Annotated in this window: 18 protein-coding genes; 1 reads left to right on the forward strand and 17 read right to left on the reverse strand. The window is 27.3% G+C overall.

What is annotated here, in order from left to right:
* Positions 1 to 17: 17 nt before the first annotated feature.
* The 17 genes from Ccar_RS16165 to Ccar_RS16245 all read right to left on the reverse strand — a co-directional run bounded on the left by Ccar_RS16165 (position 18) and on the right by Ccar_RS16245 (position 16,752).
* The gene (locus Ccar_RS16165) at positions 18 to 761 is read right to left on the reverse strand and encodes a hypothetical protein (RefSeq protein ID WP_007063646.1); all 744 of its coding nucleotides are present in this window, start codon (positions 759 to 761) and stop codon (positions 18 to 20) included.
* Positions 762 to 971: 210 nt separating this feature from the next.
* Positions 972 to 1,883, reverse strand: a complete 912-nt coding sequence (locus tag Ccar_RS26140) for a hypothetical protein (RefSeq protein ID WP_007063645.1) — start codon at positions 1,881 to 1,883, stop codon at positions 972 to 974.
* Between the two features lie 227 nt (positions 1,884 to 2,110).
* The gene (locus Ccar_RS16175) at positions 2,111 to 2,407 is read right to left on the reverse strand and encodes a helix-turn-helix domain-containing protein (RefSeq protein ID WP_007063643.1); all 297 of its coding nucleotides are present in this window, start codon (positions 2,405 to 2,407) and stop codon (positions 2,111 to 2,113) included.
* A gap of 72 nt (positions 2,408 to 2,479) precedes the next feature.
* Entirely contained in the window at positions 2,480 to 3,316 is an 837-nt protein-coding gene (locus Ccar_RS16180; protein ID WP_007063642.1) for a major capsid protein, read from the reverse strand.
* 58 nt (positions 3,317 to 3,374) lie between these two features.
* Positions 3,375 to 3,968: a capsid assembly scaffolding protein Gp46 family protein gene (locus Ccar_RS16185; protein WP_007063641.1), complete on the reverse strand. Its 594-nt coding sequence runs from the start codon at positions 3,966 to 3,968 to the stop codon at positions 3,375 to 3,377.
* Between the two features lie 557 nt (positions 3,969 to 4,525).
* Positions 4,526 to 4,705 carry a hypothetical protein gene (locus tag Ccar_RS16190; protein WP_007063640.1) on the reverse strand — a complete coding sequence of 60 codons (180 nt, stop codon included), beginning with the start codon at positions 4,703 to 4,705 and terminating at the stop codon, positions 4,526 to 4,528.
* A 329-nt stretch (positions 4,706 to 5,034) separates the two neighbouring features.
* Positions 5,035 to 8,175: a hypothetical protein gene (locus Ccar_RS16195; protein ID WP_048030164.1), complete on the reverse strand. Its 3,141-nt coding sequence runs from the start codon at positions 8,173 to 8,175 to the stop codon at positions 5,035 to 5,037.
* Positions 8,176 to 8,691: 516 nt separating this feature from the next.
* On the reverse strand, positions 8,692 to 9,822 hold the full coding sequence (locus Ccar_RS16200) for a hypothetical protein (RefSeq protein WP_007060829.1): 1,131 nt from the start codon (positions 9,820 to 9,822) through the stop codon (positions 8,692 to 8,694).
* Positions 9,823 to 9,922: 100 nt separating this feature from the next.
* Positions 9,923 to 10,249, reverse strand: coding sequence for a hypothetical protein (locus tag Ccar_RS16205; RefSeq protein WP_007060828.1), 327 nt, complete (start codon positions 10,247 to 10,249; stop codon positions 9,923 to 9,925).
* 48 nt (positions 10,250 to 10,297) lie between these two features.
* A complete protein-coding gene (locus tag Ccar_RS16210) occupies positions 10,298 to 10,846 on the reverse strand; it encodes a hypothetical protein (protein WP_007060827.1) in 549 nt (182 codons plus the stop codon).
* A gap of 2 nt (positions 10,847 to 10,848) precedes the next feature.
* Positions 10,849 to 12,138, reverse strand: a complete 1,290-nt coding sequence (locus Ccar_RS16215) for a ParM/StbA family protein (protein ID WP_048030166.1) — start codon at positions 12,136 to 12,138, stop codon at positions 10,849 to 10,851.
* Between the two features lie 359 nt (positions 12,139 to 12,497).
* On the reverse strand, positions 12,498 to 13,151 hold the full coding sequence (locus Ccar_RS16220; RefSeq protein ID WP_035774656.1) for a hypothetical protein: 654 nt from the start codon (positions 13,149 to 13,151) through the stop codon (positions 12,498 to 12,500).
* A gap of 85 nt (positions 13,152 to 13,236) precedes the next feature.
* Complete coding sequence (locus Ccar_RS16225) at positions 13,237 to 13,890, reverse strand: hypothetical protein (protein WP_007060823.1); 654 nt, start codon at positions 13,888 to 13,890, stop codon at positions 13,237 to 13,239.
* A 186-nt stretch (positions 13,891 to 14,076) separates the two neighbouring features.
* Positions 14,077 to 14,736: a helix-turn-helix domain-containing protein gene (locus tag Ccar_RS26145; protein ID WP_007060822.1), complete on the reverse strand. Its 660-nt coding sequence runs from the start codon at positions 14,734 to 14,736 to the stop codon at positions 14,077 to 14,079.
* Positions 14,737 to 14,841: 105 nt separating this feature from the next.
* Positions 14,842 to 15,528, reverse strand: a complete 687-nt coding sequence (locus Ccar_RS16235; RefSeq protein ID WP_007060821.1) for a helix-turn-helix domain-containing protein — start codon at positions 15,526 to 15,528, stop codon at positions 14,842 to 14,844.
* Positions 15,529 to 15,662: 134 nt separating this feature from the next.
* Positions 15,663 to 16,004 (reverse strand): hypothetical protein, encoded by a 342-nt coding sequence (locus Ccar_RS16240; RefSeq protein ID WP_007060820.1) that lies wholly within the window; start codon positions 16,002 to 16,004, stop codon positions 15,663 to 15,665.
* A gap of 337 nt (positions 16,005 to 16,341) precedes the next feature.
* On the reverse strand, positions 16,342 to 16,752 hold the full coding sequence (locus Ccar_RS16245) for a hypothetical protein (RefSeq protein WP_007060819.1): 411 nt from the start codon (positions 16,750 to 16,752) through the stop codon (positions 16,342 to 16,344).
* 366 nt (positions 16,753 to 17,118) lie between these two features.
* Here Ccar_RS16245 and Ccar_RS16250 point away from each other — a divergent pair, with 366 nt between their 5' ends.
* Complete coding sequence (locus Ccar_RS16250; protein ID WP_007060817.1) at positions 17,119 to 17,370, forward strand: helix-turn-helix domain-containing protein; 252 nt, start codon at positions 17,119 to 17,121, stop codon at positions 17,368 to 17,370.
* Positions 17,371 to 17,377 lie beyond the last annotated feature (7 nt).

Genomic DNA, 17,377 nt, shown 5'->3' on the forward strand with positions numbered 1-17,377 from the left:
ATTTCTCCTTTCAATAATTATTCATCTTCTGATTCGAACCAATCAGGAGAATACAAAATATCTAAATTCCTAGCTCTAGGATTTTGAAAAATATAAAACATATTTTCTGTTTTTCCCCAACTACTATTGCAATTCCATAAATATAATTGGCTATTATTTCCTGTTATTTTTAGAGCTTCTGATACAGTGTTATCCATTACAAATTTTTGTAAACCATTTTGAAACCATACATATCCACCGCCACCAACGCCTATTTGATTACTTATTAAATATTTTTTCTTATTAGCTTCTATTTCTTCTTTTGTTTTCCCTGAAATATTCCAAAATTCAATAAAAGGTGGTATATAATATGCTGTTATTTCTACATCTTCAGCTTTACACTTTAGCTCCATTAACTTAACCATATAAAGTGTTATTTCATCCCCAGAACTATATGTTTTATCTATATTTAAAAAACCATCTCCACCTGTACTATCGCTAACCCAAGCGTGCTTTATATAGCATGTATTTTTTACTTTAATTTCCAATTTATAAAACCACGTCTTACTTTGCAATATAAAATTATTTGTAACTGTATTAATTCCAGATTGTAATTTACTCCAACATTTATATTTGTTATATTTAAAATCAAAAACTTTTGGATCTACTTCATCCCAATTCAGTACGTTCCTTCCATCACTTGTAGTTGCATCCATTTGCCTTTGGTAATTCAATCCATCATATGTCAGCTTATTTATATTTTCTTCAAATGTATATACCATTAAAATTTCACTTCCTTTATTAAATTAAAAATGCCCACAAATCCAGTAATATCAGCGCTTCTATTAACCTCATGCAAACCATTGATATTAAGCTATTTGTAAGCATTTTAAATATTATATTAATCTATATCTTTTAGACATTCGTTAATAGTATCTATATCTATAATTACTTCTATTTTCTCATTCAATTTTTCCACCCCATTCCTAAGTTTATGCTATAATATTTCTTGTACTATAAATAATCATGTCCTTCTTCACAAGGGCAAGGTTGAATAAAGCTTTTGTATTACCAGTACAAAGGCTTTCTTTGTTATTAACATATCCATAATGTACATGCTTGTCATATATTTTAAAGTCTTCAAATTCTTCATCAGGCAAACTTAAATCCATTTTAAATAATTCACTTAAACCAAATAAATCAATTTTAGTTTCTAGTTTATGAGTATGTGGATTTAAGTAAATTTTAGAATCCAAATTATATTTTTGTTTCAATTCTTCAAAATCTCTTTTTTTATTTTTAGCTACATGAAATTCCATAAGTTCTATTAATTCACTCATCTCAAGCTCTTTTAAATATTTTCTTTGAACTGGACGAAAATCTCTCTTCCAAACATCAAAGCAAGTATAAAGCGAATCTGTACAACAAAGGATCATCTTCATTTCTTCAGACCATTTACTTATATCTATCTTATCTGAATAATAAGATAGCATAGTTATAAGAGTACTCCCTGCAAATTTTTTGTCATAGTAATTAAAATAATTTGTACCATTTATTGTATTTAAGTTAGCACTCTCAGTATTATAATTATCTTTACTAGATATTCTAGTGACATGGTTATCCCATGTATACCATCCATCACCTTCAATGGCAATATCAATGCCTATAACGTTATTTTCTGTTTTATTTTTAGTTCTATACACCTTTTGACAATCTATTCTCCAACCATTTTCATCAATATAACTTGAATTGAAATCCATAAAATATTCAACATTTCTACCAAACAATCTGTTTTGAATATAACATGATGCTAATGAATCAATATCATCACTTAAAATTAATGAATACTCTTTACTAGTGTCACCGCACCATTCTGGAAATTTTTCCTTTAGTTCTTTCTGCATATACTCGATGTAAGTTTTGTTTCTCTTGCCTTCCAAGTAAGCTAATAAGTATAATATCAGCATTTATATTTAAAATTTTTAATATGCATTTTATTAAAAACATTCTATTATTCTCTCCTTTGGAATAATTTATATATTATATGTATTTTTTCTTCCTCCCTTTTTAAACAAAAAGGAAGGGTCATGAATCATAACTCAACATCTACACCACCTTTCATTTTAAATTATTATTTAGTAACAGTTTTCTTAGCTTTAGTTGTTGATTTTTTACTATTTGATTTATTTTTTATAACTTCCTTTTCAGCTTCTTCATTTAATTTATTAATATAATCTTCAGTTTTTCTTATATCATAAATTCCATAAAGTGCATCAATCCATTTCCTATAGAATTCTTGATTAAATGGTTTTTTACCATTCTCTAGCATGGACACATAATTTTTAGAACATCCTATTCTATCGCCAACATCTTGCAAGCTTAAATTTTTAATAAGACGTATTTCTTTTAACTTTTTTTCACTTAACACACTCTTTTCCTCCTCAATATAATAGGTTTACAAAGTTAACTTAAAAAAATAAGGGAATAACTCCCTTACCTTTTAAGCTGCTGGATTAGAATTTTTGATTGAAACACAAGACTCTTCCTCGATGAGCTTCACTGCGTACATCATTGAAGAATAGAGATCTGTCGCATACAAACCTTCTGGTCTAAAGTCTTCGACAGTTAAACCCTGTCTTATCTTGTATCCTATAGCATCATTTTTTAATATAAAACTTCTATATTCCCCATTCTTTTCTGTTCCATGGTTTGTGAATATAACGGGAATTCCCTGATAAAATCCAAGACAATTTTTCCTAGCAATACCATTTAAGGCTGTTACTGTTGTATTACTCGCTGAAGTAAATCCAACCATATTAGTAAAACTTGTTATCAATGCACTATGTATAATAATTCCCCCATTTGTGAAATCTTCAACATTTCTGTCATCTCCAAACAATAAAAGTGCTTCATCAATTTCATTTGATGTTATAGCTTTAGCATTTGCTGCATGAACCTTTAAATCTGTAGTATCCATTTCTTCTATTAAGTCTAAATCAAATTTGTAGTCCAATGAATCTGATTGTTGTTTGGCTGCATTCTGTATTTCATAACCTAATGCTTCCTTTTGTGTTTTATCATAAATTCTTACAGGTGGAGCTTCCATCTGTTTAATTACAGCTTTAACTTCATCAAAATCTAATTCTGCTGGAGTTTTTGCAGTACCTTTAACAACTTCAGTGGCATCTCCTATTCTTTTACTTCTTGGAAAACTTATTGTATCTCCTTTTTCGCCACTAATAATAACTCCTAAATCAGTAGCCATATTCTTTACAAGGGCTTTACTGCCCATTTTTTCAATTACAACTTGTGCATAAATTTCTGGTACAACTTGCATAAAATCACATTCCTTTCTTAATTTAAAATTATTTTATAAAAAAAGAATGAATATATTTCTATACCCATCCCTTTTCTTTCCTTGCCATTAAACTATATTTATCATATAATTCTCTATTTGTTTGCATTAAATTGAGTTTGCCATCATAAGTCATTTTCTTAAATTCTTCAAATGTATTAGATTCATTCTTAGATTTATGTCCATTGGGAATAAAACTATTATTTAAAACCAAATTATTAAACATTTCTTTTAAGCTATTTATTTCAGTTTCCATTTCCTCTGCACCTACCAAATATTTTGATAGTTGTTGAGGTAGACCCTGTTCTTTTAACTTATCAGATACAGTTAATAATTTTTCTTTAGCTTCAGCCATTTTTTCTCTTTTCTCTAAAGCTTTTAATCTATTTTCCACTTCGATTTCTTTTTCAGTTTTTTCCACTGGCTTATATTTTACTAGTTCATCTTCTAAAGCTTTCATTTTCTTACTGTATTCAGTGCGAACCTTATCTCCTGCACCTTGAGTAAGTTTTTCAACCTCATCTTTAGGTATATATTCCTTAAAAGAATCCTTAGCCTTTGTAACCTCTTCCAAAATGTGTCCTTCTAATGCTGTCATTTGTTCCTCATTTAAATTCAATGTTGTTAAATCCATATTTTTCTCCTTTCAAGTTTCTCAATCTATCCCTTAATAAGTTATAGATATAAGACCCTTATTAAAAATTTATTAGTGTTTAAAATAAATACTAAAATCAAACCTCTATTAAATAGAAGTCTCATCTTAATATTTATATGTTTATAGCAACATAGGGGAACGTCTTTATCGCGCTCCACACTATGCAAGTGGTATTAATTTCCCCACTTTATACCTTGAATTTGGGCTGCCACAGTTATTTCTATACTTGTGCCAAATTATGGGTGGCATTTGAGGAGAGACGGATCGAACGTCTTACAAGAAATAACAAGAACTTACCATTAATCGGTTTTTAAATTTCAAAACCTGGCGTATTATAATGTTATCAAAGTTCATTTTTTAAAATTTTAAGAGTTTAAAAATATGAACATATACCAAAAATCTAGTATATAAATACTAGAATCAAGTACCTAAAAAACATAAGTGCTTCATCCTAATATTCATTTTGGGAGGGATGCAGTTAAGCACCCCATAATTAATTTATTTTTGTTTTATAAATTTCTCTATCAATCTTTAAATTATTCTTTAATAAGATTCCAAATTAATTCCAATTTATCACTTGATAAATTTCTAGCATCCTTTAAAAATAAACATATACTGGTTGGACTAATATTTATCTTCTTGGCTATCCAATTATTTCGTACACCATTGATTTCCAAATACTCCTTTAATTTTTTACGTACTACTTCATTCTCCATTTTATTTTTAACACCTTCCCTTTTTTAATTTATAGTTATATAAACGAAATACAAATTTCAAATTTTTTTAAATAAAACCTTGACATATTATAGTGTTTTGAATTATACTTATATTGAGAAAATATACTTTCAATTTTACGGATATATATTTCCACTATGTAAAACATCTTTTTAGGTAATATTTTTCATTTTTTCTTTAATTTTTATTATCTTTTTTGACATTTTTGGGTTGTATTTTTCGAAATACTTTTCACGATAAAAAACCTATAAAGCATTGATATTACTAACTCTACAGGTTTTTTCTAAATGACTTCAACTATATTTCTAACTTAATTTTTTAATTTTTCTCTAGTTTGTTTTTGTCTTTTTAATTTATCTTGTTTCCTTTTTTCTTTTGAACATTTTTCACACATAGTTTGTCTATTACCTTTTTTCTTGATTCTCTTGCCACACATCTGACATTTTATATAACCATCGCCTAAAGGTTTATTTATATTTTTATTTAAATTATTAATAATTTCTTCGCCAAACACAGTAAATAATATTGATTTTTTTTGTGTTTTTAATTTTTTATCTGTATAAATATATTTAATTACCATATCTACAGCATCTTTATATTCAACATCATTCTCCTCACAGGCTAATGCAAATTCATATTTAATAGTATCGTAGATTGCAGAGCTTACCTCCTGTTTGTCCATATCAGTTTTCATAAACCATGTGTCTTTTTCATCATTTAGCTCTTTGTAAGCTTCAATTATATTATTATTAATTGCAATTTTTGAATTATTCATTAAAGTTTTATAACTAAATCTTCCAACCTTACTATAATCAAATTCCTGCTTATTTAAAGTTTCAATTTCTTTAGCTATCCTATCTACTGTACCATTACCTATTTCATTAACTTGATGTTCATTTTTCTTCTTAGCAAACATAAAGAAGTATGGCAATTTATCCTTTTCAAGTTGCTTTATAAGTTTATCTGTATTTTCTGTTGGAAAAGCTGGCTGTAATGTTTTAGCACTATCTATAGAAAAATTATTCAAGGCACAAATTACTTTATGAACAGTTAAATCATCATCTTTATTTGTCTTTGCCCATAATTTAGCTAATTGATTACTATACTTTCCTATATTACTACTTTTAAAGGCATTTAATAAGGAATTATAGAAATTCTCTGAATTCAAAGGTTGTCCTTCAGCTTTTCCCATCTCATAATATAGAGGAACTATTTTTTTCATATTCCAATTATTTTTATAATCTTTGTATGATAAACCATATCCCATATTTCGTTTTACTATAGGTAAAAGTCTTTCTGGTTCATTTATAATTAGAAGGTGGTCTCCATCGCAATCAAATTGTAATAACTTGGAAATTAAATCATAACAACTTGTATATACCGCATTTGTCTTAAACCATTTACCTGTCAATTCATTGATTATATTTGTTCTTATACCATGTTCTTGATATAGGTGTGGAAACCTCTCTAAAATCAGTTCGCCTGTTTGTTCTTTAAATAGTTTACAACTAACTTCACCATCTTTAAGTAATCCAATTTCATTATTTTCTAGCATCTTATTGAATTTTTCTTTATCGTAAAATACATATTGCATCCAAGCAAATAAATCAGGTATAACAAAAGTGTTGTATGCATTCATTTCAAACTTTCCAGACTTATACTGTTTTTTCTTTGAGGATATTTTACTACTTAATTCTGTTTTACAATGTGGATCTTTTAGCAACTCAGGATATATGCTTAATACTTTCTGAAAATAACTCTTATTTTTATTACTCTCATCAGCCTTTAATTCTTTTAGCATTGTATCTTTATCAGTATATATTAGTTCCAAATACTCTTTAGCTGGTTCAGTAAACTTTTTTATTTCTTCATCTGTAATATCAACAAGAGACTGCCATATTTGATATGAAAATTTAGCTTTTCTATAATCTTTTTTCATTAAAGGTTCTATATTACATATATTAGCTTTGCAATTATTCTCCTTAAAAGCTTTCTTATATTTATCCCAACCATATACTTTAATTGTTCCGTCTTCCTTATATTCATTCTGATAAAACTTATTTAATTTCCACTGTGATTCTGTAAAGACATATTCAATATTATCTGCTTTCAAATCCCACTCCTTACCATCAACATCTTTTATTTTATAGTTTCCTTCATTGAACTCTTTGCACCAAGCCAAGTAATTGTTGCTTGCCATTAATCCTTTTATCCAAGGTAATCTTATCATGTGATTTACTTTACTTACTGTATTCAAAACCCATCCACAACCATCACTATGTTCAATTTCAATATCCATTTTTTGCCTTACTATGTTATCTTGTAATTCTAATATTTTTCTAGTTTCAGTTTTCTTCTGTAATTTTCCTTCACTATTTCGTTCTTCAATTTTAAAATTCTTATTTACTTCTTTCTTAGATATATAATCTACTACACCAGAAACTTCTGTTTTAAAATCTGGAATAACAATACATCTATCTATATTAAATCCCTTTATTTCTTGAGTAGATTTTACTTGTTCTTCTTCACTTACTTCTATTTCATCTTCAAAAATGTTTTCAATAGAAGTAATTATTTCATCAGTTCCAGAAGAATTTAATGCCAAATAGCTTAAAAATTTATTGGTGTTTATTCCACCCATTCTATTAATATCTTCTCTAGTAAGACCACAAAGAAATGTTTTTTCAAATTTTTCATATATGCATTGTTTCATTAGCAATAGTTTCTTCTGCCTAATTTGACCTGCACTTGCAGTAAAAAATATATATTTATCTCCATTGTAAGTAAATCCATTACAAATCAAGCTATTCATTATGTCATAGTAATAAATTCTTACTACTAACATATCCATGCTAAGGCTGCCTGTTTCTATTCCAAGAGTTCTTGTTAATGCAGATTCAAAAATTGATATTATATTATGTTCTATTAAAGCTGATTCATTCAATTCTCTTATAGTATTACTCTCTTTATTCTTGTATATCAACTCTTCTAATTGTTTTTTCAATACATTTTTTTTAGAACTTAATTCTTTGTATAATTGATTTTTATTACTAGATGCACTAAATTCACTATTTTTCAACCTATAATATACTTTACCTTCTTGTTCATCTTTTTCTTTATTTCTATTTGCCCTAGGAGTATCCTTAGCAATCACTTTCCTAACTGCACGGAAATATTCTTCTAATTGCTTTAATTCATCTATTTGTTCAAGGCTTAAAGCTCCTATCATGTATTTTAAGTATTTTAGTCTTTTAGCTTTTATTAAATGTTCCTCTGCATCTATTTCAACTTTTATATTATCTAGTTTGCATAAGTAAATATATTTAAGATATTCTTGTACAATCTTTAAATTTGTTTTTACCTCTCTTAATTGTTCATTTATTTCATTTTCTTCTTGAGTATAAAAAGCTTTCGTGTCTACTGAATATATTTTTACTTGTTTATTTAACATATAACCCTTATCCTCCTATAAATTAAATTATTTTTGCACGTAGTAATTATAAATCTACTTAAAAAGTGCACTACTGGTTAAACTATTTTTAGTTGTAATTTCTCAACATTAGAGAATATTTTTTAAACAGAATTGTAAATGTGATTGTGAGAAAATTAATAAAAGATTTGATCGGCTACAGAAACGGAAAAATTTATTTTTGCGTTTTGGTAGCCATATGTCGTAGACTTATTTGTATTTATTATTGTAGGATTATCATGTCTTTAATCATTGTAGAATTAATATGTATATAGTATAGAATTAATATGTATATATATCCGTTTTCAAGGCATTTTCATCTTATAATCGGAAAACTTTTTTGCACTTTTAAAGAAAAACCCCCTTAAAATCGTACAAAATGGTATCTTTATTATGAATTTTTGCCATAATATCGGAATAAATAGTTATATTTTATAGAATTTTTCCTCTAAAATCGAACAAAATGCAAATGGCTTGTATCAACAGTTTAAGCCATCGTTACATTATTTTCTCTTGAAAATCAACCTCAACAACATTATCTTGACTTGATTGAGGTACATTAGTCATTCCATTTTGATGTGAACATTCTCTCTCACAGCCTTGGTATAATTCAATGTCATTATTTTTAAGAGCTTTTTCATACTCATTTATATTTGTTTCAAAAACTGACATTAAATAATCTGCATCTTTTAGACATTCAAAATTCTTACTCATAGCAATATCTTCAAAGTTTTCTTTATTATGTTTTTTAGTTTTTGCATCTCGATTGTCCTGAATTATTATATGTTGATATATCCACTCTACTCTTTCAAATAAAGGTATATAGTAGACATAATTCTTACGCTTATTTCCCTTATAGATTCCTTCTTCATCAAAAATCTGTACCATCTCATTTTTATTCGATTCATACACTTTTATAATCTCTAAACTATTATTAGCTAAACTACCAATATACTCTCCTATTTGGGACTTCTTTCTCCCTACAACTTCTCCAATTTGATCCATTGTTGGATAGGCATAGTGTTCCTTAAATAAGTTATAGTACATATTTCCATAAGCATCAGACTTAGGTACAGTCTGCCAATATCTATATCTAACACACAATACAGTAAATACTGCCCATTCTGCAGGAGTTACATTATTCAGAACTGCTTTAGCAAAATCAATTGGCAGAGCTTTATAGCCCTTCCCTTTCTTATCTGTAAAAGGATAATACTCGTTATTATATGCTATAAATATCTGCAAAGGAGTATTCACATTTATGCCTTTAACTCTATTAAGTCTTATAATTTCTTGTTTATTAAATTCAACTAAGAGTCTTTTTATATTATCAGTTGTAATTTTTTTGTTTATTTTCTCATAAATCATGTTAATAGTGGTTTCTAAAAATGAACATTCATTGTGTTTTGCTTGGCACATTAGATTCCATAATAAAAACCATCCATTAATCCCATAAATTTTTGCAATATGCTGTTCATTTATTGAATCGAATCTCAATCCAATAAAGTGTTCATAATCAATGCCATGTTTATGTTCATTTAAATCTTTATTAAGATACAAATATTTACTTCCTACTGTTTTAGTCCATTTTTCAGTTAATGCTGCAAAACTAATTTCCTTAACACTCATATATATTACAACCTCCTTGGAGGACAGTTTAAGTCCCTCCATTTAAAATTATTATTTATCATAAGATTTTTAGGATTAGAGAATGGGCAATTGCCACTCTCTATATTTTAAAATTTCCATCATCTTCATAGCACAACCTGTCCCAGTTCTTTACTAAAGTCTTACTAAAATCTTTTGCAGTACCGAATTTAAACTCAGATAGTTTGTCTACTACTGTCTTATTGGTTAAATCAGTAATGACTTCATTGCCCCCACCACATGTATATAATATATAGAACTCTAGTTCTTTACGACCTACTATTTTAAAATGAAATATAACATCTATATCACTGAAATCTCTGATGCTAAACTCTTTTATAGCATTTAGTGCCTTATTAAAATTTATTGTATCTTCTATTCTACTTATTGTTTTCTTGGTTACTATCATTGTTAGTTTTTACCTCTTATCCTTTCTCCTTTTAAAATTTCATCAAACTTATTTCATAAAATGATTTTGAGATTCCATTATTGCCATTAAATCAAGTTCATTTTCATTGATATCTGTATTCTCAACTTCTTCTTCAGTTATAAAATCATCAAAGTCAATTTGGTATTTATCAGACTTATCTGTTGTTTTTTGTTGTTCTTCTATAGTATCTTTCTCAGTATCATCTGGTGTTGTGTTTAAAGTTTCTTTATCTGTTACTTCTTCCGTTACACTCTCTGTAACACTTATCGTTACATTATCAGTAACTTCCTTAGTTACGTCTAATTGTTCTTTTAACGTTACGCTATCAGTTGCACTAGAGGTTACGTCATTAGTAACATTCTCAGTTATGTTAGAGGTTACAGTGGTAGTAGCAATATTACCACCACTGTTATTGCTTACATATTCATATAAAATACTTTTTATTAGATTGGCTTTATTGGGTATTTTATTAAAAAAGTCATATATTTTTTCATCAACAAAATGATTTGGACATTTATCATATCCCAAAAATAAACTTATTCTTCTCTCTTTCTTTTTCTTATTCTCATCAGGCATATTTATTCACCTGCAGCTATTTTATATTTAGCATCTAAAAACATTTTAGAGCCTTTCACATTCGTAAATACTGGTTCTTTCATTATCTTGATATTACCCTTCTCAAAATTTAAACCTTGAGATTTAAATAACTCAATAGTTCCACCAGTAAAATTTACATTTACACAGGTATCAAACTTAACAATTTTATTTGTTTCATTTAATACTTTTTTTAGGTACTTTTTTAGCAACTCTTTATCATGTGTGTAAACTCCATCTTCTATTAATTGTTGAATATTGGATGTATTTATCTCTCTATTATTAATTTTGTTTATAAGGTCTTCATAGTATTCAAAAGAACCTAACTCATCTATTGTATCTACCATTAGAATACGATTATTTCTTGTTTTAATAACATTGATAGTTTTTGAGCCTATGTCAATTACCGATTGCATACCATTGTGATTTTCAATTAGTGGTATACTTGCAACACCCTCTAAAAACATTTCCACATTTTTTATATTTACAATTACTGTATTTTCATTATTATTAATTCTATAAGTACACATACAACTATCTTTCTCTTTTATTTTATCTATATACTCTTGAGCTTCATGCGCCTGATTTATTGGAGTAACCATAGATAAGTTTACATCAACTTCTTCAGCATCTATTTCAGATGTAAATAAACCTCTACAAATTCCATAATATAATGCAGGTATAAAATTTTTTTCTTTTTTTGAAGAACTTTCTTCAAACACATCATTATCATTAGCTATGATATTATATCCTTGTTCATCACTTAATTGAATGTAGTCATTATCAGCCAATTTATTAGGTTGCCTTTCTTTTCTTACTTTATTAACAAAACTAAATACTTTATCATCTATAGCTACTTTTTCATTATTGTTCCCTATGTCCACACTCAAATTTTTAGTTATTTTTTTGTTTTCCATATTTACTCCACTCTCCACTATTCTTGAATAAATTTGACTAGATATTTCTTCATCACTTAAATTTTCTTTTATCATGTCTTTAATTACGTCAACAATTTTAGAGTCTACGTCCATCCAATTTTCTTCTGTATTAGTTTTAGCTACATTAACTCTACTTAAATCAAGTGCTAAATTACCTTTTTCGTTTTCATTTCCAAGCTTATTAAATCTCCAACCTATGTTATAGTCGATTCCAAATTCCTTGGTTAGCACACTACTTGGCTTACCCATATTTTCTGGATCTTCCAACAATACATTGTATCGAATTCCACTAATAAAATATTTATGTTGAAAATAGAAATTTCTTTTTCTTGACATAGTTTTAAAATCCTCCCTTAATTAAAATTCTATATTTTTTAAAAGTAATGTATAAATAACTAAAAACCGTATATAATATAGACAAGCAAGTTAAGTTCTAAGTTATTTATCATAATATTGCAAATAACTTCTTTATTAATTCATAAAATAATGTTCAACTTATTTCATAGGAGATATCATGACTTTTATCGTATTGTGGTTAATACTCACATACATGGCAACATCCAAGGACAACATTGATAGTAGCACAATATTTATGTTGGTTTTGTTTGGAGTTATAATCACAATAAACTATCTCTAATGGAGGAATATTCCTCCATTGGCCTTACATATGATTAAAATTCTATTAAATACATCATTTATTGCGCTTCAACATTTATACAATTACAATACCCAATAGTTCTTCTTAGCTGTTCTAGTTTCTCCTTTAATTCTTCTTCAGATAAAGTAGTTTGTATTTCAATATCTGAAAAATCATAAAAACCTTCATCAGTGCTACTATTAGATTCCCATTCAATATCATTAAGAAGAATTATGTTATTTTCATTGCAAAAGCTGTCAATTAATTCTGTAGCTTCTTCTTTTACTTTATTCATTTCTTCCATATGTTCATATTCCCACTCATTAGTCATATCCCCATATTCAGAGCTATCCAACCATTGCAAATTTATTGCTATATTATAAATACTATTTAGAACTTCTTCTATTTGACCTTCAATTCTTTCTTTTCTTAAAGTAAGTATATATTCTTTTGAATAATCTTCTTCCACTAGAAAATCACTTTCAGAATCAAGTGTTATTAATTTTATAAATTTTCTTCCATCATCAAATTTAAGATCCATATTGTGAGGATTACAATAATGATGTACATTACCACTTTCATCAAGAAATACAACTCTTTCATATCTAGTCATATCATTTCCTTCGAGAACTCCATTATAAGCTTTGTTGCCTTCTTCTAAGATTTCATCATAGTTTTTCTGAATTAATTCTTTCCAATTTATTTTACCCACTATAGTCTTTTCCTCCATCTTATCCCTTTAATATTTTTAACTGAGGGAGAACTAAGCTCCCTCTAGATATGTTCTTAATTAACAGTTATATTTTTACTTTCTTCAATCCATCTTCCCAATCAATAGTTATTTTTTCATCATCAGTGTAAATAGTCATCTCCATGCATTGCATCTTATCTACCCATTTTTCTTTAATATCAATGCCAGTAATATCCTTAACATTTACAACATTAATATAACGCTCATCATCGTCTTCTTCTGTAGGTTCTGGAAACTCTTTATCACACCATAAGTAGCATTCGCTATCAATATAATAATCATTGCCATCTGGAAATTTCACTTGATCTCTTATATAAGTATCTAGCAACTTTTGCCATATGTTTCCTTTATATTCCGTAATATCTTTGCTTTTATATGTTAAGTTATACATAAATTCTTCAAATACAGCATCCTCAAAGCTTGTACCTTGGGATTCCATTTGATTTTCAATAGATCCATAAAATATTGTTATAGTCTTATAGTCTACATTATTTTCAAGTATATCTATTTCTAGATATTTATAGTACTGTGTTATTCCACTAGGATATGTTTCACTAGTAACCGTATGCCTTATTCTTACTTCCATATTTAATTTTGATTCAATTAGTTTTTTAGCTTTATAACATTCAGGCAAAGTTTCCTTTCTAAACTCCTCAAGTATTCTTTCCTTTTCTTGTTGTACATTAAGTATTTTTTCCATATTAAAATATCCTCCTCTAATTTCATTTAATAATTTTAAATATTTACCTGTTTAACATACAGGTATTTGTGTGATATAATAAATTTGAATTTAATTTATATAATGTAGATGTTAAGTCTACCAAACTTAACCTACATATTAATTACATATTTTTCTCAAGATACAGGCTACCAACCTGTGTCTATTTTATTTATCTTTTTCCTCTTCATGTAATTTGCCTATATCATTGTATTTAAATTCATAGTCATAAACAGTTATTATGACTTCTAAATTAATATCAAAATAAAAACTGAATTGATTCATATATTTGTCATATGTTACCCCTCCAACAATCTCTATAGTATCAAAGATAAAATCTTCAACAATCATGTTATCATCTCTAATTATGCATCTTTCATAAATGATATCGTTTTTAACTTTTTTTTGTATGAAGACACCCCAATCATTTTCCGAACTTCTTGCATAAGTTACTGTAGGTATTTCTATGACACCTTTAGTTTCGATTGTAATACCTCCATACTCTGATCTAGCGACTTCATTTAACATATCTACCATTTTTTTAAGAGTAATTTTTTTTAAATCCAATTCTGGTATTTCTTTTTTATTTTTTATATCATTTTTAATTTTTAACTTCTGTATTTCTATTTTATCCTCTTCATTTAGCTGCTTTTGGAAAATATCATCTGGAATATTAAATATCTTAGAAATTACAGGTAGATATTTTTTTGGTATAGGTCTGGTTCCTTTAATCCATCTATTTATATTTTGTTTTGCAATGCCCAACTTTTCACTAAGTTCTTGATGCTGCATCTCATATAAATGTAATACATATTCTAGTCCAATCATTTTTTACACTCCCTTGGTTTTCTGAAACAACCTCGTTCCATGTTCTTATAATATCACCTTTGGATGTATAGGTCAACCACATTTAAGAAAATTTTTCTAATTATTTTATTTATCCTCATACAAATCAGCAATTTCTTGCCATTCTTTTCTATTTTCTTCATCATAATTTTTTATAGCTTTAGCAATTTTTCTAACAAATTTATCTGAACTAACAGCTTTTCCATATGCAACTTTTACACCCAGCAGCACACTTCTTAATGTGCTATTGTAAACATTGGGATTTTTTATTAAATCCAAGAAATATTCATATAAAGATAATAATTGATTTGCATCACTTAATCCATAATCCATACAATCTTCGTCTTCTTGTGCTTTTTCAAAACACTGGTCTAGTGTATTTTTTATATTCGCCAGTAATTTTTCTTCATCAATTTGATAAGTATTCATCTCAATTGCAAGTAAAGCACCACTATCCAATTCAGTCCTGGTTATTGTTATTTCTTCTCCTGTTTCATCATCTATTATTGTATCTTCATATTCATATTCATAATCTTTGATTTCATTATTTAATTTAGCTTTCTGCATCTCTAATTTATCTAAATCTGTAAGTTCTTTTGATATATATTTTTCTGGAATTTTAAACATATCAGATATCTGCTTTACCCTCTTATCACTTATTCTAGTTTTTCCTCCCTCATATTGAGATATAACCTGTTTACTTACTCCTAATTGTTTTGCTAAGTCTGTCATTGATAAATTAAACAACTCTCTAATATAACTTATTCCTAACAATTTTCTTCCTCCAAAACCAATTTACTTGTCACTTGTCTGTTATTTGGTATGTTTTTATAATAAATCTTTACTAGTCACTTGTCAAGTAATTTTGAAGAAAATTTTTCTATTTGCTTTTCCAGGCTATTTTGAAACTAATTTAATAATCTATAACCTGTACTATTTTTATTCTTAATAAAGTCTAACAAATTATACATGATATTATTATCTTCTGAAAAGCTCTTAATTAGATGGTATCTATGCTTTTCCTTTATACCTCCACCAGTATTTTTCCCGAATAATTTGTAAGACATGGATTCAATATCAATTTCAACCCTATAGCTCTTGTTTTTATAATTAAAAGAAATTCCATAGTCACCATTATTAATGGTTATTATATTATGATTTTTAATATTATTATCTTCTAAAATTTTTATTATACGATTTTCATTCTGCTTTATACTATTTTCTTGTAACCATTCTTCTGCTTTATTCATACTCTTCCTCCTTAAACTTCTTTTTTGAACTTTTTTGTTGGCATCTATTTATTTTTGTAAATTAAAAAGGGATTATCACATAAAGTAATAAAACAAATAGTCTAACCGAATTTCCTCATATTTATTTGACGTAATTTTACAAACACTACGCCTATAAAAATTTAGTTACTCGATTAAATTTTAATTGTTGTTATTCTATATGTAATAATCCCACTTGATTTTTAATGTTGCCCACTTGCAACAAGTTTCTTCATTTAATTTTACTTATGGGTATAATATTACATATAAATAACATTTATGTCAACAGTTTTTTCCTTTATTCTACTGATTTCTATTATTACCACTGTAATTCCAACCTTAAAACTGATTCGTTCCATAAAGTAATTACAATATTTTCACACTCATACTGTTCATCAGTTGCCCCGTTTAAATATTCACTATTATCATCTATATCTATGTCCATAACTTCATCTAGTTTAAATGTTATAGCTTCTGATCTATCATCAATATCTTTTAAATTTAACAATATTTCTTTGTCCACATTCTCACTAAGAGAATAGTTGAATTCTGTATATGCTTTATAAGTCATAAACTCATTTAAAGTGTCTGCAACAACTTCATGTCCTTTCATATATTCTAGTGCCTTACATAATTGTTGGAATTGTTCTTCTCTTATTTGTTCTAATTCGTCCTGAGCTTCCAGAATGTCACCTTCTAGATTTAAAGTTTTAGTTTGTACATTTTGCATCTATTATTCCTCCCTGGTTCTTTTGAATATTTTTAAATTTTGCACTGTTAGCTCTACATTATTTGCAGTTGCATATTGGATAAATTGTTGAAGAACTTTTACACTCATATTCTTTCCTCCAATCTAAAATTTTATAGACTTTACCCAATTTGAGGTGTATACTTGAATTACGAGTAGAAGTATCTGACCCTCGGGTTGGGTGCTTTTTTATTTATCTTAATTTTATTATAACTCTAATTATACTATAGGTCAAGTTATAGTAATCTAATTTTAATTATATTATTTTGAGTTATACTATTGACAATTATAGTATAATTATGTATAATTAAACTGTAGTAAAAACTATTTTAAGAGGTGTATAATACCATGATTATTTGTAAACTCGAAGAATATTTAGATAAGGTTAAAAAGACAAAATATTGGTTAAGTAAAAACACAGGAATTTCTCAAAATTCTATAGGAAAATTAGTAGCTAATAAAACTACTTCTATAAACTTTGATGTGCTTAGCAAGATCATTGAAACTTGTGAAAAAGTTGACCCTAATGTTAAAATTACAGATATAATAGATTACATAGAAGACGAAAATATTAATAAAAATGAAAAGGTAGAAGAATAATAAGAAG

Origin of the sequence: Clostridium carboxidivorans P7, assembly GCF_001038625.1 — a bacterium.
In the GTDB taxonomy this organism is placed as follows: Bacteria; Bacillota; Clostridia; order Clostridiales; family Clostridiaceae; genus Clostridium_AM; species Clostridium_AM carboxidivorans.

Excerpts from the sequence above, each read along its gene's own strand:
- Ccar_RS16165 (WP_007063646.1), bottom strand. The coding sequence starts at position 761 with ATGGTATATACATTTGAAGAAAATATAAATAAGCTGACATATGATGGA.
- Ccar_RS26140 (WP_007063645.1), bottom strand. The coding sequence starts at position 1,883 with ATGCAGAAAGAACTAAAGGAAAAATTTCCAGAATGGTGCGGTGACACT.
- Ccar_RS16180 (WP_007063642.1), bottom strand. The coding sequence starts at position 3,316 with ATGCAAGTTGTACCAGAAATTTATGCACAAGTTGTAATTGAAAAAATG.
- Ccar_RS16185 (WP_007063641.1), bottom strand. The coding sequence starts at position 3,968 with ATGGATTTAACAACATTGAATTTAAATGAGGAACAAATGACAGCATTA.
- Ccar_RS16190 (WP_007063640.1), bottom strand. The coding sequence starts at position 4,705 with ATGGAGAATGAAGTAGTACGTAAAAAATTAAAGGAGTATTTGGAAATC.
- Ccar_RS16195 (WP_048030164.1), bottom strand. The coding sequence starts at position 8,175 with ATGTTAAATAAACAAGTAAAAATATATTCAGTAGACACGAAAGCTTTT.
- Ccar_RS16200 (WP_007060829.1), bottom strand. The coding sequence starts at position 9,822 with ATGAGTGTTAAGGAAATTAGTTTTGCAGCATTAACTGAAAAATGGACT.
- Ccar_RS16205 (WP_007060828.1), bottom strand. The coding sequence starts at position 10,249 with ATGATAGTAACCAAGAAAACAATAAGTAGAATAGAAGATACAATAAAT.
- Ccar_RS16210 (WP_007060827.1), bottom strand. The coding sequence starts at position 10,846 with ATGCCTGATGAGAATAAGAAAAAGAAAGAGAGAAGAATAAGTTTATTT.
- Ccar_RS16215 (WP_048030166.1), bottom strand. The coding sequence starts at position 12,138 with ATGTCAAGAAAAAGAAATTTCTATTTTCAACATAAATATTTTATTAGT.
- Ccar_RS16225 (WP_007060823.1), bottom strand. The coding sequence starts at position 13,890 with ATGGAAAAAATACTTAATGTACAACAAGAAAAGGAAAGAATACTTGAG.
- Ccar_RS26145 (WP_007060822.1), bottom strand. The coding sequence starts at position 14,736 with ATGATTGGACTAGAATATGTATTACATTTATATGAGATGCAGCATCAA.
- Ccar_RS16240 (WP_007060820.1), bottom strand. The coding sequence starts at position 16,004 with ATGAATAAAGCAGAAGAATGGTTACAAGAAAATAGTATAAAGCAGAAT.
- Ccar_RS16245 (WP_007060819.1), bottom strand. The coding sequence starts at position 16,752 with ATGCAAAATGTACAAACTAAAACTTTAAATCTAGAAGGTGACATTCTG.
- Ccar_RS16250 (WP_007060817.1), top strand. The coding sequence starts at position 17,119 with ATGATTATTTGTAAACTCGAAGAATATTTAGATAAGGTTAAAAAGACA.